This is a genomic window from Komagataeibacter sp. FXV3 (genome assembly GCF_015155755.1).
In the GTDB taxonomy this organism is placed as follows: Bacteria; Pseudomonadota; Alphaproteobacteria; order Acetobacterales; family Acetobacteraceae; genus Komagataeibacter.
In genome coordinates, this window is the sequence record NZ_VWPI01000082.1 from 22,642 (window position 1) to 47,828 (window position 25,187).

The 25,187-nt window shown below is 60.1% G+C and carries 15 protein-coding genes; 5 read left to right on the forward strand and 10 right to left on the reverse strand.

Features of this window, described 5'->3' with window-relative positions; genetic code table 11:
* Window positions 1-145: 145 nt before the first annotated feature.
* Window positions 146-721, forward strand: coding sequence for a hypothetical protein (locus F1542_RS08220; RefSeq protein ID WP_227672575.1), 576 nt, complete (start codon window positions 146-148; stop codon window positions 719-721).
* Between the two features lie 306 nt (window positions 722-1,027).
* On the opposite strand, the gene F1542_RS08225 is transcribed toward F1542_RS08220, so the two are convergent.
* The 5 genes from F1542_RS08225 to bcsA all read right to left on the reverse strand — a co-directional run bounded on the left by F1542_RS08225 (window position 1,028) and on the right by bcsA (window position 13,372).
* Complete coding sequence (locus tag F1542_RS08225) at window positions 1,028-2,710, reverse strand: SGNH/GDSL hydrolase family protein (protein ID WP_193732606.1); 1,683 nt, start codon at window positions 2,708-2,710, stop codon at window positions 1,028-1,030.
* 62 nt (window positions 2,711-2,772) lie between these two features.
* Window positions 2,773-6,774 carry a cellulose synthase subunit BcsC-related outer membrane protein gene (locus F1542_RS08230; protein ID WP_346011848.1) on the reverse strand — a complete coding sequence of 1,334 codons (4,002 nt, stop codon included), beginning with the start codon at window positions 6,772-6,774 and terminating at the stop codon, window positions 2,773-2,775.
* The gene (locus tag F1542_RS08235; protein ID WP_193732607.1) at window positions 6,764-7,924 is read right to left on the reverse strand and encodes an acyltransferase; all 1,161 of its coding nucleotides are present in this window, start codon (window positions 7,922-7,924) and stop codon (window positions 6,764-6,766) included. The genes F1542_RS08230 and F1542_RS08235 overlap by 11 nt, the downstream gene beginning before the upstream one ends.
* A gap of 83 nt (window positions 7,925-8,007) precedes the next feature.
* Window positions 8,008-8,679 (reverse strand): SGNH/GDSL hydrolase family protein, encoded by a 672-nt coding sequence (locus tag F1542_RS08240; protein ID WP_193732608.1) that lies wholly within the window; start codon window positions 8,677-8,679, stop codon window positions 8,008-8,010.
* 139 nt (window positions 8,680-8,818) lie between these two features.
* Entirely contained in the window at window positions 8,819-13,372 is a 4,554-nt protein-coding gene (bcsA, locus tag F1542_RS08245) for a UDP-forming cellulose synthase catalytic subunit (protein ID WP_193732609.1), read from the reverse strand.
* A 642-nt stretch (window positions 13,373-14,014) separates the two neighbouring features.
* Between bcsA and F1542_RS08250 the strand changes: the two genes are divergently transcribed.
* The 4 genes from F1542_RS08250 (at window position 14,015) to F1542_RS08265 (ending at window position 19,407) form a co-directional block, all read left to right on the forward strand.
* The gene (locus F1542_RS08250) at window positions 14,015-14,677 is read left to right on the forward strand and encodes a TetR/AcrR family transcriptional regulator (RefSeq protein WP_227672576.1); all 663 of its coding nucleotides are present in this window, start codon (window positions 14,015-14,017) and stop codon (window positions 14,675-14,677) included.
* Between the two features lie 260 nt (window positions 14,678-14,937).
* Complete coding sequence (locus F1542_RS08255) at window positions 14,938-15,558, forward strand: TetR/AcrR family transcriptional regulator (protein WP_193732610.1); 621 nt, start codon at window positions 14,938-14,940, stop codon at window positions 15,556-15,558.
* A 108-nt stretch (window positions 15,559-15,666) separates the two neighbouring features.
* A complete protein-coding gene (locus F1542_RS08260) occupies window positions 15,667-17,025 on the forward strand; it encodes an MFS transporter (protein WP_193732611.1) in 1,359 nt (452 codons plus the stop codon).
* A 147-nt stretch (window positions 17,026-17,172) separates the two neighbouring features.
* Window positions 17,173-19,407 (forward strand): TonB-dependent receptor domain-containing protein, encoded by a 2,235-nt coding sequence (locus F1542_RS08265; RefSeq protein WP_346011850.1) that lies wholly within the window; start codon window positions 17,173-17,175, stop codon window positions 19,405-19,407.
* A 153-nt stretch (window positions 19,408-19,560) separates the two neighbouring features.
* Here the strand turns inward: F1542_RS08265 and add are convergent, their stop codons facing one another.
* From add to shc, 5 genes are all read right to left on the reverse strand, one after another.
* Window positions 19,561-20,598 carry an adenosine deaminase gene (add, locus tag F1542_RS08270; RefSeq protein WP_227672577.1) on the reverse strand — a complete coding sequence of 346 codons (1,038 nt, stop codon included), beginning with the start codon at window positions 20,596-20,598 and terminating at the stop codon, window positions 19,561-19,563.
* Between the two features lie 25 nt (window positions 20,599-20,623).
* Window positions 20,624-21,979, reverse strand: coding sequence for a sodium:solute symporter family transporter (locus F1542_RS08275; protein WP_346011851.1), 1,356 nt, complete (start codon window positions 21,977-21,979; stop codon window positions 20,624-20,626).
* An 11-nt stretch (window positions 21,980-21,990) separates the two neighbouring features.
* Entirely contained in the window at window positions 21,991-22,197 is a 207-nt protein-coding gene (locus F1542_RS08280) for a hypothetical protein (RefSeq protein ID WP_193732614.1), read from the reverse strand.
* Entirely contained in the window at window positions 22,194-22,784 is a 591-nt protein-coding gene (locus F1542_RS08285; RefSeq protein WP_193732615.1) for a TetR/AcrR family transcriptional regulator, read from the reverse strand. Before F1542_RS08285 ends, F1542_RS08280 begins: the two co-directional genes overlap by 4 nt.
* 255 nt (window positions 22,785-23,039) lie before the next feature.
* On the reverse strand, window positions 23,040-25,043 hold the full coding sequence (gene shc, locus F1542_RS08290; RefSeq protein WP_227672583.1) for a squalene--hopene cyclase: 2,004 nt from the start codon (window positions 25,041-25,043) through the stop codon (window positions 23,040-23,042).
* Window positions 25,044-25,187 lie beyond the last annotated feature (144 nt).

Genomic DNA, 25,187 nt, shown 5'->3' on the forward strand with positions numbered 1-25,187 from the left:
TGCCGGACCCTATATCCTGACTCACGGATGCATACCGTAATGGCGGAAACCCATGCCTTCCGTCGTATATCGGAATGCAGCCATGGACCCTTCGTGGTCGTGCAAAACCGTACCCATGATTTTTTCCTGATGGAGGATTGGGAAAATGCCTATCTGTAAATCTGCCAGAACAGGCGCGTTCTGCGCGCTGACGGCCATGCTGATTGGTGGCGGCCTTGTTACACGCCCGGCACAGGCCCAGACGCTTACGGTCATTGATGCCAGCGGGCACAAGGTGGGCGTGATCGTACCCCGACAGGTGGAGGCCCCACCCATGTTTGATGCGATCGACCAGATGATGGACCGCGAATTTGCCGAAATGGAAGCACGGCAGCAGCGGATGATGCGACTGATTGACCAGACCATGCCCAACCCGGCAGCCGCCCTGCCCACCCCTGCCCTTGATACCCGTGACGATCACGGACAGGCCAGCGTGTACCAGAGCGTCACGACCATATCATGGGGCAGCAACGGCACCCCATGCAGTCAGACCGTGACCAGCACCAGCAATGGCCATGCCGCCCCCGTCGTTCAGGTCGCGACCCGTGGCGATGCCGCCTGTGCTGCAAAAATGGCCCCGGCCACCAACCGACAGGCCCCAGCCACACGGACACAGGACCTGACCCCGGCCGTGGATACAGCCCCGGTCCCCGCACAGCGGGCCATGGCGCATCCTTTCTGAGGGTACCTGTATCCCATCCCCCGCCCGTGCCCTACCGGCATGGGCGGATCGGGGGATTTATTTGCCCGGACAACCAACCGATAAAAATAAAAGTTTTGGGTGAAGCTTTTTTTCAAACACTTCAGGAAACGCAGCCTTATTGAAGAAAGGCAGCATTCAAGAACTTTTATTACTTTTTATCACCGAATTGTTTTCAGAACGGCTTCCAAAAACCATGCAGGGATACGATCATCCAGCGCATGGTTTTCGGGCGCAGCGGATATGGACGCATCCTGTCCGTCGTCCATACCCGTATCATGGGCGCATTTATTTACTGAAAAGATGGCCGATGCGATCCCATACATACTTCGCCATTATTTCATGCCCGGCCTGATTGGGATGCGTCGTATCGGGATCCCATGTTTCATGGTCAAGCACGTTGGCAAGGGGCTGCCCGGCGGCAAAAGGGTCGATGGTGATGTCAGCGCCGATGGCACCCTTCGTTATGGCATCATGAACGGCAGCACGGGGGGAACCTCCGGTCTGGGCCTCGTCAATGATGGCGACGGTATAACCCGCCGCCTTCAGGCGACTGACAATCTGCGTCAGGTTATGCACCGTGTCGGCAGCGGGAATATGGTAGGCAGGCAGGTGATCATTATAGCCGCCAAAGACAACGGCCACCTTGCGCGCGGCGCCCCGGGCCACGGTCTCGGCAGCGGGCAGCATGTCGAGCATCTGCCGCGTCGTCGCCCCTGATACCGCGAAATCATAACTCTGGTAACGCGCGAAGCGCTGCATGAGATACGGCCAGTTACGGCCATCATGCACGCGAAAACCTTCGGTGCGGCTGTCACCGATGGCGACAAAAACGTCACGCAACTGCGGCATGTAATCCCCTACTGCTGCAGCAGACGCGGCAAAGGCCTGTGTCTCCCCCGCCGCCGGGGCGTGGTCGGCTATGACAATCCCGGTCCATTGCCCTGTATTGCGCCCCTGCACGAACCATGATCCGCCATCGGCATTGTAGCCGATATACCCGCCCGACAGCGTACCGCCGGGCAGCATGCCCGGCAGGGTGACGTGCGCATTGCCCGCCTGCAGCGTGTAGCCACCAGGACCTGCGGCCACGCCAGACGCCGCGGGCGAACTGGTAATGACCATGTCCGTGCGCAGGTCGGGGCTGCGCGTGTCGGCAACATGGACAAACCCGTCAAGGGTATAGCTGCCCATGAAGGCCTTGAATTCTTTCCCGCTGCCCGCCTGCCCCAGCAGGACCGGCACGGGCACGGCCGCATTACCCGAATTGGACGAGGCATAGGTCCCCGTGGTCCCGAAGAAGAAGCCATCGGCCGCAACCTTCAGCCCGTCTGGCAGCACGAAGCCGCCAGAACCGTTTTCCTCACCCCATGACAGGGTATCGATCCCCCCGACCCTGACCGCGCCGATATGGACGGCATGGCGGTCTGGCGTTGCCGTAATGTGGTTGCCATGCCCGGACTGGTCATAAACCCGCACCACATTGGCGAACGTGCCGGGATCGCGGGCGGATAGCGCGCGTTGCAGGGCTGCGGTATCCAGTCGGCCATCGCCACCAATGGCCAGCGTGATGGTCACCATCCGGCCTGCCGACATCGTCTCGATATCAAGGGCAGGCCCGGTATAGCCACTGACCAGCCGCATCGGCCCACCGGCAAAGACGGTGTGGGAACCGAATGTATCGCCCGGCAGGCGGACCGCAACATTTTCCCACCGGGCATCACCCGGCGCTACCGACACCGCGCGCCATACCCGGCCTGATGCCTGCCACAGGTCCCCTGCGGCATAGCCCCGGCGGCTGTCATCATCACGTCGGGGCGCGCGATCCAGCCCGGTGCCCGCATGGTCGGCTGCGGGGATACACACCGTATCTCCACCCGCCAGCCCACATCCCGCCGCCTGCGCCTGTGCCAGAAGCGATGGCGCGGCAATGGCCGCAAGGAGGGCTGCAACCTGTCTGCGCGTTTTCATCTCATACTGTTCCCGAAAGGTGATGGGACCGTACAGGTGCCCGGCATTGAAGGATAATGGCGTTACTGGCCATCAAGGGTGTAGTGCGCCATCCACATGCCGCTGGTCTCCGACCAGCTGCCCGCGCGGCTGTAACCGCCTTCCAGCCCCACGCGCAGCCGGTGGTCCACCTGATAGACAAGCCGCCCGCGCACGTTGCCCGCAAGGCCGCTTGCCCCCCCGTCACCATAATAGCTTGGCGGATTTTCATCGCCCTTTGCCTGCAACGCATTGCTGGTCGGGAAATAGGGCGCACTATCGCTGTGATAATACTGGTATCCCGCTTCCCCACGCAGGAACCACGTCCAGCGCCTGTCATGTCCCGACCATTCGACCGGCACCATGGCACCGTAATACTGCTGGGGCGAGAAGTATCCACCCTGCCCCCAGGTAAAGAAGTAGGCATTGCGCTTATACCCGAAATACATAAGGTCAAGGCCGACACGCAGCCACTGCCGGTCATGCCACTGCCATACGGTGGCGCTGCCGCCCGCACCGGCCTCGGTCTCGGTATTGCCAATGACGTTGGTCCCGCTGAGATAGGCGAAACCGCCGCCTGCATACGCATTCCACCCCGGCGCGGACCATTCCAGCGCGCCATGGCCGAACAGGCGCGTCACCCCGCCCCACAGCTTGCCCGTGCCCGGATCGCGTTCCCCCGCATAGGACAGTTCACTATCCGTCACCATGCGCCGTCCGCCACTTATGCGCAGGCCAAGGTTACGGGTCAGCCGCGGGGCGAATTCCAGCCCGCCCACCACATTGGTGATGGGGAAGCCAAGCGGGGAAGACCCCACATCGGCCGAGAACCAGTGGTTGACGTAGTTCAGGCTCAGCCCCACGCCCTGCGTGTAGTAATGATGATAGCCCCACGGCTGCGCGCCATTGACCGCGACCGTCCCGAACTGGTGGGCGGAATAGGCGTTATTCAGCGGATCCCCCGTGAACAGCAGTGTTGGCGTCACGGAAAAGGACAGCCGGTGTTCCCATGATTCAAACGGCAGGGTGGCGGTGATGGGAATGGCGAATTCCGTCAGCTGTCCCAGCCCCGCAACCCCCGTACGGCTGCGCACGAAGGTATTGGCGTCGAACTGCGGCGAAATGGAATCACGCAGGTAGACGATCTGCCGGTCCATCGCCTCGGGGCTGTCATCCTCGGGGATGTAATGGTAGCTCGCCGGCAGGGTCGCGCCATGCAGGTCAAGGTATTCGCTGTCGATATACGGCCAGCGGTAATCGGGCAGGAAGCTTTCATGCCCGCCGCATTCGCCTTCCCCATCAAGGCTGCACTGGGCATGCCGGGCATGTTCCACATCCACCAGCTGCGCGCGCGAATTGCCCTCGATCCGTTCAATGTCGGAACGCACTTCCCAACTCATCGGACCATCGGGGTCTTCATGGGCCAGTTGTGTGGCATAGCCCTTTGCCTGCGCCAGCTGGTGGGCGCCACCGGCGTCACGCGCGGCGGCGGCCAGCGCATAAATATTGTTGGGCTTCAGCCGCAATGCAATCTCGTCCTCCTCCAGCGCACGCGCAGCCATGTTCCGGGTCTGGTACACACGCCCCATGGCCAGATGGGCCTCGGCGGAATCCGGGTGGCCGCGCAGCACGGGAGCCAGCACCTGTGCCGCCTGCGCTGTCTGACCATAACGGTCGAAATTATCAGCGGTCATGACCGCAAGGCCAATGGCGATCTGGTCGCGCGCACGCATCTGCTCGAACGTGATATCGGCGGGATGCGCCTTTGCCATTTTGTCAAAGGCATCAAGGCAACGCGTCGTGTCAAAGGACGAACGCATGCGCAGGTACATCCCCGCATAGGCCAGCATCTGGGCGGCATGCGGCGGCTGAGTCAGGCTTTCCTCACGCGCCAGCGCCTGGGCCGCATCCTGTGGCGCATGCCGCGCCAGCAGGGCGGCGGCAATGCGCATGCCGCGCTCACCCGTCGGGTCAGGCCGGTCAGCCAGCGCCACAAGGGCGGCATTGTCCGCGGCAGGCGGATGGTTGAGTTCGGCTATGCGCCGGTCCAGCGCCAGCAGTTCGGCCACGCTGTCCATGCCCGGCGTGCGGCCGGTTCTGGGCAGGCGTTCCAGCAGCGCGCTGGCGGCCACCATGTCATGGCGGCCCATGGCATAGATGATACCTGCCTGCAGCGCCTCGGCCGACGCGTTGCGCGGCGTGGTCATGTCATCCATCAGGGCCTGTGCCGCCACATGGTCACCCGTGTCGTCAAGCGCATGCGCCAGCTTGAGCCGTACCCACGGGTCACCGGGTTCGAGTGCGTGCGCGCGACGCAGCAGGGCGATGCGGCTGTCACTGTCAGTTGCCCGGTCAGCCTGTGCGGACAGCGCGGCAACCGCCAGCCGCAGCGCCAGCACCGGATTCAGCGGGTCAAGGCGGGCAATGATCGCATCCACTTCCGTGCCGTCACCCGTCTGCACTTCCAGCATGCCAAGGTTGAACAGCGCCTCGGCATTGCGTGGCGCGCGGCTTACGACCTCGCGGTACAGCCGTTCGGCCTCGGCCATGTTCCCCTGCCTGCGCTCAAGCAGCGCCTGCAGCGACAGCACCGTCAGCGTATTGCCCGGCCGGCGGCCCAGGGTCGCAAGGTCGGTGCGCGCCGCGTCATAATCCCCGGTATTGATGGCATGCACGATGCGCGCCACCAGCGGATCCATGCCCGTGCCGCCAGATTCCAGCGCCTTCAGCGCCGCGCGCCAGTGCGGGGCGGTTTCGGGGTCGGCCTGGATGGCCTGCATGAAATACTGCCGCGCCAGCACCTGTTGCTGGCGGGCCTGCGCCACCAGCCCCAGCCCACCCAGCGCATCGGGATCATGCGGGTTGAGGACCACGGCATGATGGAATGCCGCTGCCGCCGCATCAAGGTTGTGGCGCGCCAGCAACGCGTAACCCTGCTGGTGGAAGTTCGCGGCATCAACGGCGTCCTGCGTTTCCTGCGCCTTTTTCAGGCGCACGGTGAACTCCGTATCATCGGGATGCAGGCCCAGCCATTCATTATAAAGCGGAATGCTCTGCCCGGTCACCGGTTCCCACAGCAACGCATCACGCCATGCCGCGACCGCGTCATTGCGGATCTGGGCCGATACGTTGGATTTCGCAAGCATGCGCAGCCCGTTCAGACCTTCCTCCCGCGAAGTGACACGGTAGGTCAGGATACGGTCAAGGCACAGCCGTGCATCAATATCGCGCGGATTACGCGCCACCCATGCCGTAAGCTTGGTGCGGGCTTCCTGATAACCAAGGATGGTCGCCCCCAGCACGCGGTAATATTCCAGCGCAAGGTCGGGTGGCGGGTCGCCATTCTTGAACAGCGCCTTGTACTTGAACATCGCGGGCATCATCTTGCCCGATGCCGCCAGTGCGCGCGCTTCGGCCAGGGCCTTCGGGTCCACCGGTCCGGCCTGGATCTGCGCCTTCAGGTCGGCCACCAGGCCGGGCGCATCGCCCTTGCGCTGCAGGCGTTCCAGCGTGCGCGTGGCCTGGGCGGTGCTGCCCTCGGCCATCTGCAGCCGTCCCTGCAGGAACAGGGCTTCATTATTGTCCGGTTCAATGGACAGCGAGCGCTGGATCGTCTCATGCGCCTTGGACAGATTGTGCTGGCCCAGCCAGTAATACCCCTGGTTGAGCAGCAGTTCGAGCACCGCCGCCGCATGCGCAAGATGCGCGCTGTTCGCCACTACAGCGGATGTGGCCTGCGGGCTGGAAGCGGTGACAGGCTGCTGTGTGGGCGCAATCGCGGTCGTGTCCGCCGGATCTGCCGCCGGGGCGGCTACCGGTGCGGTGCTACCGCCCGCCACCGCCATACCCTGCGCTGCGGCATGGCCACCTGACAGGATAAGGCCCGCCATCACGGCGCAGGCCATGCGCAGGCCGCTTTCACGTAAGCATAGATGGCCCAGCATGTCACCGCGCACCATTACCCACGCAGCGGGCGCACGACGCCACGCCACGCCATCACGCAGATTACGCCCACGTGGTCGTGTCAGGTCATGATTAATGGACACGAGACACATAGGAAATATAGGCGAGAATTGCCGCAAGCAGCAGGCAGCCACCCACCAGCAGGCCTGCGCCACGGTTGCGCGCGGCGATGCTGGCGCGGTCCTCATAATCAAGACCGGTCCGCTCGACAAAGACGTAGCTTAGCAGGCTGACCACCATGACCAGCGCCAGCACGCCCGCCATCATGGCCCCATGTACCTGGAAGAACAGCAGATAGTTCGCCACGACAATACCCGGCCAGTGCCACAGATAGACGGAATACGAAATCACCCCCAACGGTGAAAGCGGCACAAGACACCACTGCCCCACCTTCGTGTCAGGCAGCATGATGATGATCGCAACCGCGACACACGGGAACACCGTCATGTAGGACGGGCAGGCAAAACGCAGTGGATAGAACAGTCCCGATCCCACAATGACCGCAAGGGCTGCAGCATAGACAAGATTGGCAACCCCACGCGACAGCTGCGGGCGGGGAAACATCCAGATCATCGTGCCAAGCGAAAACTGCCACAGCCGGTCGAAGATGTTGTAATAGGCCTGGCTATCGCCCTTGTACCACGCCAGCGCGCAATATGCCGCCGAAGCGGTGAAAATGGCCGACAGCACCAGCCTGCGGTGGTGCGTCAGCGGCATCAGCAGCGCCATGACGAAGATGATGGCGTAGAACTGCATTTCCAGCGACAGCGACCATGTATGCAGGAACGGGTAAGCGATGGCCTGTCCCTGGAAATACCCGACATGCCCCGACGCCCAGATATTGGACAGGTACACCAGCGCATACGCGCCGTTGAGCGCGATATCGGCACGATCGCTCTGCAATACCCACCACAGCATTCCTGCCGAGACCGCCGCGATCATGCACAGCAAGGCCGGCAGCAGGCGGTACAGCCGGCGGCATACAAAGCGCACTGGCTGGAACGGGTGCTGCATGAGCGCCGAACGTCCCATGAAATAGCCCGAGATCACTACGAAAATATCGACGCCGATAAACCCGCCTTGCAACCACCCGGCATGGAACAGCACCACAAGGGCAATGGCCAGCCCACGCAGGCCGTCAATGTCGCGCCGACGGTTCTTGGGAAAGAAATCGTTTTCCAGAATGGTGCGCCAGCGACTGGGCGCGGGCTGTAGGGGGGTAAGTTGCAGCATCAATATTTTCCACGGCTTGCGCCAGTCTCGGGCAAAGCGGCGGGCGCCCGGCATCCCGGGCCGCCCACCACATCAGGATGGGCTTACTGCGCGGCCGCCGGCGGCGCGTCCTTCAGCTTCTCAAGTTCGGGTAGCGTCGCCTGCACGATCGCATCGCCCCAGACCTTGTAGCTTTCGGGAGTGGCATGAATGCCGTCGATCGTGTTCACGCTGCCCTGCTTGAGCAGTGCCGTGCCGTCAACATACGTGCACGGTGCAACCTCCCCCTTGAGGAATGTCGCCATTTCCGTCGCACGCTGGTCGGTCTTGCCGTAACGCGGGCTGAACTGGCCCCATGTCGGGCCGACCCAGATGCACGCCGTCTTGCCAATGGCGTAGGTCAGCGTCTTGACCTGTTCGTCCACCCAGTCCTTGGACACCGCGTTCTGGCCGTACGCTGCCATCGTATCGCCCAGGATCACCATGACCACGTTGGGATGCCATTTCTCGATCAGCGAGTTGATCGGCGGCGGGGAGGCAGGCTTCATGTTGGGCGCGCCGATCGGTGCGTCCCCCACGCGTTCGGCGGCGCCACAGCCATTGTTGGGGTTGGGCACGACCCAGTCGGCGGCGGTGGATGAGCACACGCCGTACGTTACAACCTTCGCCCCCTGCTTGGTGAATTCATCGGGCAGAACCGACAGAAGCGAGTCCTTGAAGGTAACATGACTGTCGCCAATGATCAGCAGGGTCAGGCCTGCAAGAAGAGCATTCATCTATTTCTTTCTCCATACCAGAATTATTTTGCCTGTATACCGGGCACACCCGCCCCTTACGGTATGCGCGGCTGGCTTCCCGCCGTCACGGTGAGAGCAGTCGACATCGCAGATGATGGGGAAGATTGTATATGACCTATCACAAATCCCCCGTCAGGTCGTCATGCTCGATCCGCTTGCGCGACCAGCCACGCAGCCATGCCCACACCCCGAGGGCCGCAAGGCCCGCGCCAGCCAGACCGGTCAGGTAAAGCACGGTGGGGTGACGGCCCAGATACCAGTCAAGGCGCATCCACAGCGGCAGCGAGCCGACGGTATAAAGCGGTGCCGTGCGGTAGCTGGTGAACTGATCGCCATTCTTGAGCACAAGGTCACCCTGCAGCGCGGGCAGGTCCGTCTTGTTGCGCAGACTGAGTACCATGTCATGAATGCGTTCGGGCGTATCACCCATGAAGGCCACGACCGAGCGCTGGCTGTCATAGGGCGACTGCGCGGCCAGCAGCACGCCCGCTTCCACGATGGGGGCATTCAGGTTGGCCGTCACCCCATCCTTCAGTCCCGTATGGTCACGGTCCTGAAACAGGTACCAGATCCCCTGCAGCCCCGTGCGCTGGCCCACCGTGATATGCTGGTCGTGGATCACGTACGGCGAGCGGGCCAGCAGCCCGGTCGCCGCACCCAGCTGCGCCGCCGTGCCAAGCACGACAATATCCCCTTTTGGCGGAGCCTGTTCCACTTCATCCGCCTTCATGATCTCCACGCCCGCCGCCGGATACCACGTCGATGCGCCAAAGAAGCCCATGAGGTCGAGGAACGCGCCGGCCGTGCCCATATCGAGATGGGTGGGCAGGACAACGGTGGTTTCCGACAGGTCGGCCATGCGCGAGAACGGGAAGGCCGCCTCGGCAAAGTAGGACAGGTTGGGCAGTTGGGCAAAATGGTGGCCGCGCCGGAAGTCCAGCGTGGAATCCGAATCCACGCTCATGCGGATATCGCCCGGCGTGCGGCGGCATGCACCACGGTCGATGGGACGGGCGTCAAAGTTGAACTGCAACTGGTTCTGCCCGAACAGAAGCCATGGCGGCAGCGCCGTGACATGACCAACCGCCCCTGCATGCTGGTTGACCAGGCGTTCGGACCATTTCTGCCACAGGCCCGGCGGGGAGAGCGTATAGCTCTGCAGGTAGTTATTGTTGACGCTGACATCGACGCGCGATGTCTCAAGGTCAACCACGGGGCCACCAGGCGCGCGGACCCACATGTTCATAAGGAACGGCCGCCCGCGCCATGTGTACAGATCAGGCGGCAGATGGAACGGCAGCGTCATGCCCGCGGGCGTGAAACCGCCGCCCTGCAGGTCCGCCGCCCCCACCAGTTCGCCAAAGCGTACGGGGCGGTCCGTCGGCACGAAGGCTGGCGCATCATAGGGATGGCGTGTCTCGAGATTGACATCACTGACCACTTTCGAGGCAACACCACCCAGCGTATCGGGCGAGAACACGACCGCGCGCGCCGCGGCTTCCACTTCCTGCGCGTTACGCCCCGTCACAACCAGCACCGTGCCCCAGCGGTCATTGGGATTGACGATTTCCGCCACCATCGGCCCGGTGGGTCGTGCGCCCGTGGCATCGACAGCCAGGTTTTCGCCCACTTCCACCGCATTGCCCGAGGCCGGGATGGTGGTGGAGACAGGGAAGGACAGCTGCCGGAAATCGGCCACCTTGCCAAACCACGACGCGATCAGCCCTGCCGCCTTGAGCGCCCCCCTGTCCCCCATTGCGGGCAGCACGACAGGCACGCGCAGCGTTGAACGCAGGTTGGGATCGAAGAAGGGGGCGGGCAGGCGCGAAAGCTTGCGTTCTGGCGCAATGCGCACCGTTGTCAGCGTAATGCGTGACATGTCGGAAATACGCGCCCACAGGATCTCGTTGAACAGGTCGTTGCAGTCACGCCGGTATTCACCGGCAAAACGGAAATTGAGCTTGTTGTCGCCCGTGAAATACAGCGGGTCTATATCGAAGGTCAGTGGCCCGAACTGTGGATGCTGCGGATCCACCTTGATGGTGCCCACATACTGTTCGTTCATCGTGACCGTCACCGCACTCGCCTCGGGCAGCAGCGAGGGCGACAGCGCGCCCGACAGCGTCAACTGCGCATGCGTGACCACCCGGTTGGCCGGCACGACCACGTCCAGGCCCTGCAGCGGGGAATACCCGCGCAGCGTCAGCGGGCCGGTCGTGGCGCCAAGGCTGCGGAACGAGATGGTGCGCGTCACCTCCGTATCGCTGATGCGCTCGGCGGCGAGGGGATCAATCGCCGGTGCCTCATCAGGGACATTACCGGTATTGCTGTCCCCGAACGGGGCTTCCGCCGTGACACCGGTCTGGTCCATGACGGGCGTCATGGCCGGGGGTGCCGCCTCCTGGGCCATGGCAACCGGCACCAGGGCCGTAAAAGCGACAAATAGCGCGGCAGATGCGGTAGCGCCATCACGAACGCTACGGGGAACAGGTTTCAGCACGAGGCTTTGTTTCTCCAGTTTTTCTTCCGCGGCGGGAAGGTCCTCCTCCCCCCCGTCCGACATGGGACGCGGCGCCTCGGGCCCGCGCCGCTTCAGCAGGCCGCCAATGCTGCGGAACACCATCGCAAGGCTGTGCAGCGGGCGGTCGGGGGCGAAATCCGCCCAGTTGGCCCAGGCGTCATTGCGACCAAAGACCATGTTGACGATCTGCTGCTCATCATGCAGGTCGCGCCGGATCCACTGCAGGCGCAGCATGCCCTGCCCCACCCCGACCACCCGCGCGGGAACGTTGACATGGATCCCATCGCGCGCATTGTCGTAATGGACCGTGACCTCGGTCCCTTCCATTTCCGCCGTGACCCATGCCCCATTCACGGCCAGACCGCCGAGCGAGATGTCATATGTATGCGCATCAAACCTGCGGCCCTGTGCATCGGTAACCGCAACGGGCAACCTGACCGTGACGCGTGGCGCACTGCGTGTCTGCCGCGTTTCCCGTCCCACCGCGATCGACGCCAGGACGATGATCATGCTTATGACCACCCACACCGTGTTCAGCACGAAGGACTGCAGCGCCAGCCGGTCATGAAACTGCCAGAAGATGCCAAATATCCCGCGCGCGAAAGCCACGAACAGCACCACGGCAAGGATGACGTTGGGATAGACCGCGTCCCAGTCGAAATAGCTGCGTGCAAGCAGCCCGCCCTTGTCCGTCACGTTAAACTTGCCCTTGTGCGGCTGCAGCAGGGTGACGATGGTGATGCGGATGAGGAACAGCGCGAGCGAGGTTTCGTAAATCTCGCTCCAGAAGGAATAGCGCCACCGTGACTCGATCCGCGACAGGGTCATGACCGAATGGAAGATGTGCGGAAGCGCATAGACACTGATGGCCAGGGGTGACGCCGCAATGATGTTCTGCCCCAGGAACAGGAAGGCCAGTGGCGACACCAGGAACGTCACCCTGGGTATGGCAAACAGGAAATGCGACATGGCCGACAGGTAGCAAAGTCGCTGTTCCCACCGCAGGCCACCGCCCAGCAGGGGATTGTCCACCCGCATGATCTGGATCATGCCGCGCGCCCAGCGTACGCGCTGGCCGATGTGCAGGATCAGCCGTTCGGTGGACAGGCCAGCCGCCAGCGGTTCGCGCAGATAGGCCGTCCCCCATCCCTTGCGCTGCATCTTCAGCGCGGTATGCGCGTCCTCGGTTACGGTTTCCGTGGCGAAGCCGCCAATGCCCATGACCGCTTCACGCCGGATGATGGCACACGAACCGCAGAAGAATGTCGCATCCCAGAAATCGTTGCCGTCCTGCACCAGCCCATAGAACATGTTGCCTTCGGGCGGCACGTGCATCCCGCTGACCAGGTTCCGCTGGAACGGGTCCGGGGCATAGAAATGGTGCGGTGTCTGCAGCAGGGCAAGATTGGGGTCGGCCATCATCCAGCCGATGGTCCGCTTGAGAAACCCGCGCGTCGGCACGTGGTCGCAGTCGAAAATCACGGCGTAGGGGCTGTGCGTTACTTTCAGCGCGTGATTGAGATTGCCGGCCTTGGCATGGTTGTTTTCGGAACGGATGATATAGCCCGCCCCCGCCGCAAGCGCGAAATCACGGAACGCCTTACGCCGTCCATCATCAAGGATGTAGACATTGAGCTTGTCCTCGGGCCAGTCGAGGTCAAGCGCGCCAAGCACCGTCGAGCGGACAAGGGAAAGCTCCTCGTTATAAGATGGAACAAACACATCCACGCTCGGCCATAGTGCCGGATCGTCGGGTAACGGGTATTCCTTGCGGCGCAATGGCCATGCCATCTGGAAATAGCTCAGGCACAGCGTCACCAGGGCATAGGTTTCCGCCAGCAGCAGCAGTACGGCCAGCCCCGTCTGCAGCCAGTTGCCGAACTGCACCGTCGTGGTCAGCCGCCATACGATGTAACGCAGCGATACCAGCAGGGACAGCATCATGAGGAAAATGGTGATACCCCGCCCCGGCCGACGGTTGAGTATCAGCAGGACGGTAACGGTACCAATGGAAATGAAGCCCTGCATTGCAGGATCAACCACCACCGATCCGACAAAAGCCATGATGACCACGCCCAGCACGACCGGTACCCAGACCGGAACACGGTCCAGTCCGGTACGTGCCAGCAGCCTGGCAATTTTACCAGTCATGAACCCCGTCCTGTATGCATCGCCTGCTACGTCACTGCCTTAATAAATAAGAATATCTGGTATTTTTCCGCCCGCAGCCATGCGGTGGCGTCAATGGACTGGTACTGGCGTCATTTTAACCGGGACATGACCAGCCGTTTATGAAAAAAATACTCTGTATTTCTGATCCAGAAGAGAATCCTGGCGACCCGACTCCCCTATCATGCAACACTACATTTACAATGCTGCCAGTTCGCTGCATGGGCTTATACCCGAACAATGCGAACGGTGTTAATTTTGCATTAACCTTCTGTCAAGAGAAAAACCAGAGATCAAAAAACATCATTTTCACCATACCCATGCACCGGACATGTCCGGACCATTGCCCTGAACATGGAAAATCTATTTATATTTTTCCTTTAAAGGGAATGCTTATCTAGATTTTTGTTTCGTTATCAGTGTTATAGGTCAGGCACCCGTTCCCATCGCGCCCATCATGACGCACCTGGGACTGCTTGACGTCCCATGGATAGGAATTTATGTGAACACCGTTCATTACCATCAACATACAATGTTTACGGATGCCAGCATGAATGCCGACCGGACAGTCCCGATGCAGCATGCCCATTTTCCCATATGGGCCTGCATGCAAAAAGAACGGTCATGAAAACCACGCCGCCTGTCATGCGCAACGGCAGTTACCACAAGGGACATGTTGCAGAGGACCTGCTGCGCACGGCCCGAAACCTGCTGGATCGGGAAACGGCGGAAAGCGTATCTGTACGGCGCCTGACGCGCGAAGTGGGCGTGACGCCCGCCAATTTCTATAATCACTTCAGCAGCATTCATGACCTGCTGTTGCAAATCGCCGCTGATTCATTCGTACAATGCACACGACAGCTACGCTATTTTCAGCGCAATACCGTAACGCGCGCGGATGCGCTAAAGGCTGCGCTGGTGGAATATGCCAGCTTTGCCCAGCGCCACCCGCAGACATTCCGGATCATGTTCGGCTTCGTGCCCAACGCCATTTCCCACAAGACCTACCATAACGCCGCGATACAGGCATTCGCGGCATTGCTGGAGCTTGTATATGGCCAGGAAATGCTCCACCTCCATGACATTGAAGGCACCCGGAAACGCGCACGTATCGGATATGGCCTGTGTGCAATGGGTCATGGACTGGCGATGATGCTATCGGATGGCCAACTGCTGTTTGGCAAGGAACCGGGTCAGGAACGCCGGAAAATGATCGAGGATATTGTCGATGCCTTCATTCACAACGAATTGCATGAAGCCCTGACCCGGCCAGCAGGGCTGACCTAAAAAATTGGCATTACGGGCCATGGCTGTAATAAATTAAGGAATGGATCAGTCAGGGGATCCAATCAGATGAAATTTTACATCCGAGATATACCTTTTTGCTGCCATATTTCTGCGGTCATAAGCCCGCTGGTTCTGTCCCGATCATGTCAACCATCAGCCGCCTGCCCCATTCATATGGATTGATTCGCCAAATCCGCCCACGCCCATAAGGATGACTTCCCATTTCGAGAGCCTACCATAAAGGAAACGTTGCCGAAGACTTGCGGATCGCCACCGTCAGGATACTGGAAACCGAACGGCTGGAAGATCTGTCGGTGCGTCGTCTTACGCGGGAAGTCAGGGTGGCGCCAGCAAACTTCTATAACCATTATGGCAGCCTGAACGATCTTCTGCTGGAAATTGCCGCGGATTATTTCGAGGTTTTCCGCGATCAGGCTGCCCATATCAGCCGCACGTCCGCAAACAGGACGGAAGCGCTGAAGCGGACCGTTTTCTACTTTGTGGACTTCGCGCGCTGCCATCCACAGCTCTATCGACTGATGTTTGGCTATATACCCGATGCCTATACCTATCCCCGGTACCGTCTGACGGCGGGCGCTGCATTCGAGGACCTTATGGAACTCATATACGGCTACAAGGTCTTTACCATCAGCGACGATTTCGGCCCCAACGACATGTCGGTACTGGGAAGCAAGGTACAGATCGGCTATGGAATGTACGCCATGCTGTGCGGCCTGTCGAACCTGTTCGTTGCCAATGCCAGCGAAGGACCATTTGCGAAAATCGGCGACCCGCGTGAAAGTATCGCCGCGTTCCTGAACGGCATTCTGGATGCTTTTATCAAGGGAGACCTGCCCAAGGTTCTGGAGGGCAAGCCCTGAAGCCGTCCGTCCCTTTCCTCCTGCGGGGATAGGTGATACTTGTCCCGTCCCGCACAAATATCATTCCTATGCAAGTTGGACCGATTGAAGGGGAAGGATTTGGCTGCCATGGTTTCAGCTCTTCCCAACGCCCCGGCTGCGCGCCCGGAACTGACACGATCACAGATGTGGCTTTTCGCCTTTCCGGCACTTCCGGGGGCTTTCATTATTCTGCCGATGAACATTTTCATACCGGCCTTCTATGCCAGTCATACGGCTGTCACCCTTGTGCAGATCGGTACGGTTACATCCTTGTGCAGGGTCATTGATGCACTGGTGGACCCGGCCATCGGTTTCATGTCCGACCGCCTTGATACCCGGTTGGGCGGCCGGGGCATATGGGGCGTGGCCAGCGCCATCATCTGCTGTATCGCCCTGTATTTCCTGTTCCAGCCATCCGCGCATGCAACAGTCCTGTATTACGGGATATGGGCCTTCGTGCTGTATCTGGGGTATTCCCTGTTTGAAATTCCCCGTAACGCATGGAGTGCGGAACTGGGGTCGCGTCCGTCCATGCGCACACGCATCAACGCGGCCATTGGCCTGTTTACCGTTGCGGGAAGCCTGATTTTCTGGCTGGTTCCCATCACGCTGTTCCGGGTCTATGGCACGACGGGTTTCACGCAGAAGACACTGTCCGTCATTGTCTGGTTATACATGGCACTTATGGTGCCTGCTGCCCTGTGCATCATGCATTCCATTCCCGGCAGCCTACCCGGACGCGCCACTGCGCCAACATGGCACGACCTTGTGCATTCCCTGAAACGGAACCGCCCCCTCACCCTTTATTTCCTCGCCATCGGTCTATGGGCCACAGGACAGGGCATATGGCTGTCCACGACATACCTGTTCCTGAATGACTACCTGCGGGTCGGCAGCGCGTTTCCGTTCGTCATGATCGTGTTTTTCGTGTCCACCATTGTCGCCATCCCGTTATGGGCACGATCGGAACGCAGGCTGGAACGCCATGACATATGGGCCATCAGTATCGTTCTGACCGCAGTAACGCGTCCGCTTGCGTTACTGCTGGCACCAGGCATGCAGAACCTGCCCATCATCCTGCTGCTGACGGCCCTGGGCGGGGCCCTGTCCGCACCCACGAATTTCGCGCCTGCCGCCATATTGGGGGATGTCGTGGATTATGATATCTGGAAAACATGGACCAACAAGTCCGGTATCATTTATGCCCTCAATACACTGGTCACCAAAGCCACGCTTGCCATAGGCGGTGGTGCGGGGTTCATCATCCTCGGCTGGGTCCATTATCATGCCGGGCAGGTTAACCATGGCCTGCCGCTGACCGGCCTGCTGTCATGCTACACAGTCGTGTGCAGCATTCCCCAACTGATCGCGACGGTTATCATTTTTCGTTTCCCCATTGGACGGCGCGCGCACACCCTGATCCGCCATCGCCTGCATGGACGCTGACATCATCCGGATGCCTGTCAAGAAATGATACCTGAATATGCCTTTCCTGGTTACAGGAAACGACAGGCCCGCAGGATACCATGGCCTGCATACATGCTTTTTCTTATTACGTTGCATTCTGTATTATGCCCCGCCAGGGCTACATCCGTGTCTTCCCACAAAAAGAACCGGAAACTTCCGGTCGCCCATCTGGAACAGGGCAGCCCACAGGCCGAACAGATGGAAGTCACCGCCCGGCGCACCACGCAGCGATTATCTGACGTAGCAGCCCCCACAACCGCCATCAGCGGCCAGACACTGCATGCTTTTGATATTCTCGACATGAAAAGCATCATGAACATGGTGCCGAATGCCGTGGTGCCGACTGATCCGCAGAATATCAATACATACATCAACATCCGTGGCATCCGGCAGGTGGACAACAACGCCGATCCCAATTTCGGCATGTACCGCAATGGCATTTACGATGGGGGCCTGCGCACCAATCTCGGTCCGCAGGTGGATGTCGCACGGGTCGAGGTCAATCCCGGCCCGCAGACGGGCCTGTACGGACGTGATGCCGTGGGCGGCGCGGTCAACGTGATATATGCGACACCGGAACAGAAAACCGGGGGATACCTGACCGGATCCTATGGCAATTATGGTCGGGGTGAATTACAGGGCGCAATCAATGTGCCGCTATCGCATCATTTTGCGCTGCGCCTGACAGGCTGGTATATCGACCAGCCACGGGGCGCGCTCTACAACGCCACATTACATGAATATGAAGACCGCTACCGCCAGCAGGGCCTGCGGCTGGGGGCAAAATGGACACCCAATGACAATCTGTCCCTGACATGGATGGCGGAATATGGTGATGTTCACGGACCGTCCCTGGCCGGTTACGCACCCGGCGGCGTCGCCAACCTGATCCAGGGTGGCGCAGCAGAGACATCAGGTACGGTGTACCGTGACACCCCCGACCGTTCCCACAACCACCAGCTCTACCTTTCACAGGATCTGACATACAGATCGCGCTGGGGCACGTTCCAGTGGCTATCCGCCTATCGGGATTATCATCTTGATTCCGTGGAAGATGGGGACCGGACGGATCTGTCGGCATCATCCTATCCCCTTACGTTACAGAATCAGTTTGTCCGCCATGAAAATACGCGTAATTATTATACCGAACTGCTGTGGTCATCGCCACGGAACCGCCGCCTGACCTTTATGGCGGGGGCATCCTATTTCCATGAATATTTCTCGTTTCAACAGATATACAATACAAAAATCGACCTGAGCCTGCTGCAGGGGACGTGGGGCAACATTGCCTGTGATGCATTACAGGGTGACCCGACCTGTTCCGCCATTCCAGGTGGCAGCTTTCCCAATACCGGCCTGCAGGCGATAAGCGAATATGCCCCGGGGCCTGGATCGGGTATCGGGACACAGTCATGGTCCGGGTTTGTTTCTTCCACATTCCATATCACCCCGTCCCTCAGCCTGACCGCGACGGCACGCTATACACGCGACCGCAAAACGCTGTCCTACAACCAGTACAATAATCCCATGAATGCCAGCGGGCGGGCCATTGCCGCCCTGTTCGGGGATGTCTACCCGGACATGTCGCTCCATGACACGGCAACCTATGGCAACTGGAGCCCCAGCGCCGAACTGAATTACCGCCCGTTCCACAACGTCAACCTTTATGCCCTGTACAGCAACGGCTTCCGCGCGGGCGGTTTCAGCACGACCACGACAACACCTTCCCTGATCCCGTATGGGGAAGAAACGGCGACCAGTTATGAACTGGGCGGGCGTACGCAATGGTTTGGCGGGCGTCTGGGCGTAAATGCCAGCCTGTTTTACATGACACAGAAACACCTGCTGCTGGATGAAGCCGATCCGCGTGCGCCGACCGCGTTCAGTTTCTATTACCTTGCCAATGTCGGCAGTGCGCGCACATATGGTGCGGAACTGTCGGCCCAGCTTATGCTGACCCGCTGGTGGTCACTTTCGGGCAATGTTGGCTGGCTGCATGCCCGCATGGCTGGCGGCCAGTCATATGGCAGTTACGTTGCCGGACAGTCCCTGCCCGATACGCGCACATGGACAACAAACATACGATCCGAAATGGCGTATCCCATCACGCCCACCTATAACCTGCTGTTCAATGCCAACTGGCATCATGAGGCAGGCGGCACGCTGGATATTACCAATGTCCCGTGGCATTCGCTTGACCGCCTGGACCTGACACTGGGCATGGCGTGGAAGAAGAACCAGCTTGTGGTCTTTGCCAACAATGCCTTCAACAACCGCGTCGTGGATTACGCACTGACCGACGGAATGGACATACTGACCGCACCCGCGACCTATGGGGTGCGCTTTACCGCAGCCTTTTAGGTCCCCATCAATGCAGTGCCCCTTTTTCCCAGAGGCTGCCTGAAAAGTCAGATCAGGAAATACCCTGCGATTATAAGAACGTTTTTGGTAAAGCTTTTTTAAAACGCTTCGAAGAACACCGCTTTTATCAACCAGTTGTATTCAAACAGCCCCTCAGTCATCGTGTGATCCGATCAGTGATCTGATCTGCTGCCTGAAATCATTCCGCATGGCGTCTTTTTCCATATCCGACAGCCATGTCGCATCAATCGTCTGCAGCGACAGGTCCGCCACCGCATGCACGTCCAGTGACAGTACACGGGCCATCGTAACGTACGCCGTCCCGATATCCGTCGCGAACATGGCAGGATCATCGGTGCAGGGAACCATGGACAGACCCGCCTGCGCCATGGCCTTCAGGGACGTCCAGCGCTGTTCCAGACGTTCAGGCACACAGGTCTGCGGGCAGACCGTAAAGGCCACGCCACGTTCTCGACAGCGACAGACCAGTTCGGGATCAGCCAGCAGGTTATAGCCATGGTCGATCCGGTCACAGCCCAGCACGTCAAGGCACGTCATGACGTTCCGGGGAGGGGCCTGTTGCAGTGTCTGGTTATCTTCACACGCATGGGCCGTGCAACGCAGTCCGGAAGCGCGCGCCAGCGCATAGGCATCACGGAACAGTTCTGGCGGCCCCTTGCATTCCGCGCAGTCCATTCCGATCCCGATGACTTCCGCGCGGGGATTGGCCACAACTTCCCTGACCATGGCCATCGCGGCATCTGGGCCGAGTTCGCGGTTGATGGCCGGGATCAGTCGCCCGACCACACCCAGTTCCGTCTGTGCCGCCCGCAGGCCATCGATCAGCCCATCCACTATTGTCGTGTACTGCACCCCATGGGGATAATGATAATCGGGGCTGAAAAAAAACTCGGCATAGCGCAGGTTGCCCTGACGGTATCCGTCCTCCATCGCTTCATAGGCTATGCGCGCGAAATCATCGCGCGTGACGATGCATTTTCCAATAATTTCAAGCCGGGACAGGAAATCATAGAAATCCATGAAACGGTAAAATGCATTCGGGTCAGTGGTGGGCAATGAGACCCCGTTCCTTGCTGCCAGGGACATGACCGTCGTGGCCCGCACCGCGCCTGCGAGATGGCAATGAAGGTCAATTTTCGGAATCCGCCGTATAATCGCATCCATATTCATACTCGATCATCCTTTTCGGGCGTTGTCATGTAACGCGCTTCCTGCGCCACAGCGGACAGAACACAACCGCACAATTGACAAGAAGCCCTATAAAACCCGGATTGATGCCCCCAACGGACAGGCCGCTGGCGAACAGGGCAATCGCGGTCATGGCCCCGCACACGACCCCGGTCCCCGCGACACGCGCTGAAACAGGCCAGTCCAGCAGGACAACAAACCACAGTGATGCAAACTGGATGCCGACATAACCGCTGATGTTCAGCGCTGTCAGCATGATGGCAGGCGCATGCGCCGTAGCCACCAGCGCCAGAACCAGAAACAGGATAACACCCAGATTGATCGCGCGGCGTGGATGCCCGTGCGCCAGACGGGGCATGATGCTACGTGTCATCATCGCCGCAATGTTAAGTGATGTCGCGGCCAGAACCAGCAACCCCGCCAGTACTGCGCCCGCCATGACCAGTGCCACCACCCATGGGGGCAGCAGCATGCCCGCCACATGGAAAAACACCCCATTCCCATCATGCAGCGGGGGTAATGAACGGATGGCAAAATATGTTGCAAACACCGCAAAGGGATACATCAGCATGTAAAGCGGCATGAACACCATGGCCCTGCGCACCGCCTGCGCTGAACGCGCTGTAAACAGGTACGGTGTAACGGATGGCTGGAAATAGAACCCAACACCCTGATAGACAATCGTGCTGACGGCAAAGACCATATCCGTCACGGCAGGCTGCCGGAACACGACGGGATGGGCGACATCTGTCCCTGTCCCGCCATATTGCGCGCAGATTGCCGCCACACCGACAGCCGCAATCCCGAACAGCATCAGGCTGTCCTTGAGAAACGCGACATAGGTTGATGCACGCATGCCCCCCAATGCCACATATGCAAAGGCAATGACGGCACATCCCGCCAGTCCTGCCGCCGGTGTGCCAGGCAGCCCCATCATGCCCAGTGTCGCCCGCAGCCCGATAAACTGGAACTGTCCCCACGGCACCAGTGCGGCGATACAGCCCCATGCCGTCAGGCGTTCGAAGACCACGCTTCCGAAATGCCTGCCAAATACTTCGGGCACCGTACAGGCATCATATCGCCGGGCCCGTTCCCAAATGGCGGGACCGACAAAATATCCGACCGGGAATGCCAGCAGAAGATAACCCAGAAACCAGTATCCATAACTGACCCCATGGGCGTAAAGCCCGGCGGGAAAGGCGACAATCGACCCGATACTGTAGATTTCCCCCACTGTCAGGATAAACAGCATGGGCGCGGGCAGCGCCCTGTCCGCCACCAGCAGCGTTTCCACCGACAGGTGTTGCGAACGTGATCGGGCAAGGCAGGCCGCGCCAAGCGACAGAAGAACAACGCACGCCACAATCCCTGCCATCATGATCGTTTCTCACACAGCCACAGGCATAGGGATGTCAACGGAAACCAGGCAAACATCCAGATCAAAACAACCGGAATTCCCATAATCGTCCATGACCGGAACCCCAGGAACGCGGCGACGGGAACAATGGCCATGAACGGAACACCCAGCCCCAGCGCGACACGCCGCCAATCCGGTCGACCTGACTGACGATCCCGGTTCATGGCTGTTCCGTATCATCATGCCAGCCTGCTTCAGCACGGGTTTCACGCAGGACAAGTTCGATCGCCCAGCTAATGACCGCGCCTGCGTCCTTGCCGTTCATGCCGAATTCTTCCTTGAGCGTAAGCCACGACAGCACATTATCCAGACAGGCCACGACAGCTTCCGCCCGCACCCGGGCCGCGAGCGGCACATCGGGCGTGTCACGCCACAACGCCTTACGCCGGCGAAGCGCCAGTTCATTACGGAACCGGATGCGCATTGAACGCCCGACACGGGTCAGGGCAAGGATACGGGCAAGATTGGGACGACTGTCGAATTTCTCCGCAGCCGTGCGGAAACCCTGCACCAGTTCCTTTTCATTCATGCCCGATACAATCCCGAAGACTTCCGAATTCAGCCAGTCGCCTGTTGCGCGCAGCAGGTCATCGCGTGAGGGAAAATACCGATAGACAGTCCGCAATGACACCTCCGCCCTCTTTGCAATGGCGGAAGTCGGGACTGCCACATCATTCATTTCTTCAAGCAGGGCAATGAAGCCATCGATAATGCGCTGTCGGGTCAGGGCAGCATATTCTTCACGTAACATATGGCACACACATGCAGTTGTGACACATGTGTGTCACAATAACGCAAACGAGTCAATTACGCACACATGCCATGTCGCCTGCATTAGTCGTATCTTGATTGATGGAATGACGGTTATGGAATGCAACAGGGGTCAGGCTGCCACAAGGACAGCCTGAAACAGTTCAGCAGGTCGCGCCCCGCACGCCGTCTGCCAGAAAACGCTTTTCCTTGACCCGGCTACTGGCCGGGAACATGCCCCAGCCAGCCGGAAGACCTATTTTTCCAGTTTCATCAGGCGTGATGCCCGGCTGAGCGCCATGATCGGAAAAAACTGCCGGTACAGGTCATAACGCAGCATGAACGCACGCGAGAGTTCCGCCCCCTGCTGCAGCCGCTTTGACAATGCGGGATCATCCAGCTTGATGGTCTGGCCAACCCCGTAACCGGGGAATCCGGTGCCGGTGAATTCCTTTTCATGCCAGCTACCGTCAGCCTGCTGCAGGTCGATCAGGTAGCGGCAGCCACGGGCGATGGCCCCGTAATCCTGCGGGCGGTTGGCGGCGATCAGGCCCATCAGTGCCCATGCGGTCTGCGATGGCGTGGTCGGTCCATGTCCAACCATGGACAGTTCCATATAGGACGCGCAGCTTTCGCCCCACCCGCCATTTTCCTGCTGGTGGGCTACCAGCCAGTCACAGGCCTTGGTGATATAGGGCTGCGTCATGTCCTCACCAATTGCGGCAAGTGCCGGCAGGACCGCACCCGTGCCATACAGGTAATTGACACCCCAGCGGCCAAACCACGGGCCATCGGGTTCCTGTTCGGCGCGGATATAGGCCAGTGCGCGCTGGATGGTGGGCATGTGGCGCGGCAGGCCCAGAATGCCAAAGGCTTCCAGGACATGTGCCGTCACATCGACTGATGGGGGATCGAGGGCTTCGCCAAAATCACAGAACGGAATTTTTGACAGGATGCTGCGGTTATTGTCCTTGTCGAACGCACCCCATCCGCCGCATTCGCTCTGCATGCCGATCAGCCAGTTCACCCCACGGCTGATGGCTTCTTCCACGCCCCGCTTCTTCCATTCATCGCGGTTACGGCACGACGAAAGGGCGATCAGGGCAACGGCGGTGTCATCCGTATCGGGATAGCGGTCATTGGCATATTCAAATGCCCAGCCACCGGGTTCCACGTCCGGCAGCTTGATGGACCAGTCACCCTTTACACGCACCTGACGGTCCAGCAGCCAGCCCAGTGCCTTTTCCATTTCCGGCGTGAACCGGGTTTCGCCATCGGCATCATGCAGGGCCATGATCGCCAGCATGGTATCCCATACCGGGCTGTTGGTCGCCTGGATCCAGCTTGCATCACCCCTGTCATGACGCCAGCCGGGATCATTCAGGGCGGACAGCGCCTTGGCCATGACGGGGTGATGGAACTGGTAATCCTCGCCATGCAGCGCCATCAGGCCGTACACCCATGGCGGCTGGATGCCGCCCCAGCCACCATCGGCATCCTGATGGCGGATGATCCATTCCAGCATGTGCCGGATGGCGGCCTCACGCAGGGTATTGCGCTTGAGGAATTTGGACTGCAGCCAGTGCAGGCCACGGTCCGTCTTGCGGAAGAACTTGTCCCACAGGTCGCGCTCCCCCCTGGCGGGCAGTTCGTAATCGAAATTCGCACGCCCCCCGGGGAACAGGACGTCCAGACGGTCCTGCGGGCGCAGCGGGCGCGAGGGCCTGCGGGCGGACAGGATGGCCAGCGGCACCAGTGTCGCACGTGCCCACTGCGCGAAATTGTAGATGGAAAAGACAAAGTTGTTGGGAAACCAGATGACTTCTGGCGGCAGGTTGGGCGTTTTCTCCCACGGCCATTCCCCGATCAGCGCCAGCCAGTACCGCGTGAAGACGCGGATGTTCTTCAGCCCCCCCTTGCTGGCGATCCATGTGGCGGCCCGGCTTATGGCCGGATCATCAGCGGGATAACCAAGGGAACGCAGGGCGGCGTAGGATTCAACGGTGGCGTTGATGTCGCCATTCCCGGCACCGTAATAGGTGCCCCATGACCCGTCCTCGCGCTGCATTTCCAGCAGGGCCTTGCCCAGACGCGGGCGCAGCGGGTGATCTTCAAGGCCAAGGAACCACAGGGCCAGGCACCACTCCGCCTCCATGGAAGCATTGGATGCGACCGAGCCAACCCAGTGGCCATCGGGCTTCTGCTGCCCGATCAGCCAGTCACAGGCGGAAGACACGGCATGGGACAGGCTGTTATCCATCGTCCGCAGGACCGAGACCGCAGCCACGTCCTTGCCGCCCCCGTTCACGGACCGGGTGCCAGCAAGGGGGAAAGTTGTGCCGGAAACGGTGTTGTCAGAAGATGTGGCTGTTTTTGTTAGCGGGCGACTTTCCCTGGTCATGTT